The 834-nt window shown below is 54.7% G+C and carries 1 protein-coding gene; it reads right to left on the reverse strand.

Translation table 11 applies throughout. The features are described 5' to 3' along the window. Positions 1-33 precede the first annotated feature (33 nt). A partial coding sequence (locus GF617_RS26915; RefSeq protein ID WP_203452778.1) for a Tn3 family transposase occupies positions 34-834 on the reverse strand: 801 nt, incomplete at its 5' end.

Raw genomic sequence — 834 nt, forward strand, 5'->3', positions numbered from 1 at the left:
GGGGTCGGTTCCGGCTGAGGGCGAAATGACACCCTAAGCTTTCGGTTCCTTGGGCCAAAGATATTCGCCAGTCAGTAGAATGTGCGCCCAGCCCAATGGGGATATGTGGGGAAGAAATTCAGGGGGAACATCCAACCCTTCGTTCCGCCGCTCCGTGACGGCATGACCAAGATGGACGGTATTCCAGTAAATGATCACCGCAGTCAATAAATTGAGCCCAGCGATTCGGTAGTGCTGCCCCTCTGTCGTGCGATCGCGAATTTCCCCCTGCCTCCCGATACGGAGCGCATTTTTGAGCGCATGGTGGGCCTCTCCCTTGTTAAGACCGATCTGAGCACGCCGCTGCATGTCCGTATCCAGGATCCACTCAATAATGAAAAGGGTCCGTTCAATACGACCAACTTCACGAAGCGCAACTGCAAGGTTGTTTTGTCGTGGGTAAGAAGCGAGCTTGCGCAGGAGTTGGCTGGGCCTGATTTTGCCAGCGGTCATCGTCGCGGCACAACGGAAAATATCAGGCCAGTTCGCAACGATAAGATCCTCCCGGGCTTTTCCACCTACCAACTTGCGTAACTCCCTGGGGGTCGTATCGGGATTAAATACGTACAACCGCTTCGATGGCAGATCCCTGATTCGCAGAACGAGATTGTAGCCGAGCAGGCTACTGGCTCCGAACAAATGGTCGGTGAATCCTGCTGTATCGGCATACTGTTCGCGAACATGGCGACCGACCTCGTTCATCAGTAGTCCATCGAGAATATACGGTGCCTCGCTCACGGTCGCCGGGATCGACTGACAAGCGAATGGCGCGAACTGGTCGCTTACGTGAGTATA

Origin of the sequence: Lelliottia sp. RWM.1 (genome assembly GCF_016859735.1) — a bacterium.
Taxonomy (GTDB): domain Bacteria; phylum Pseudomonadota; class Gammaproteobacteria; order Enterobacterales; family Enterobacteriaceae; genus Enterobacter.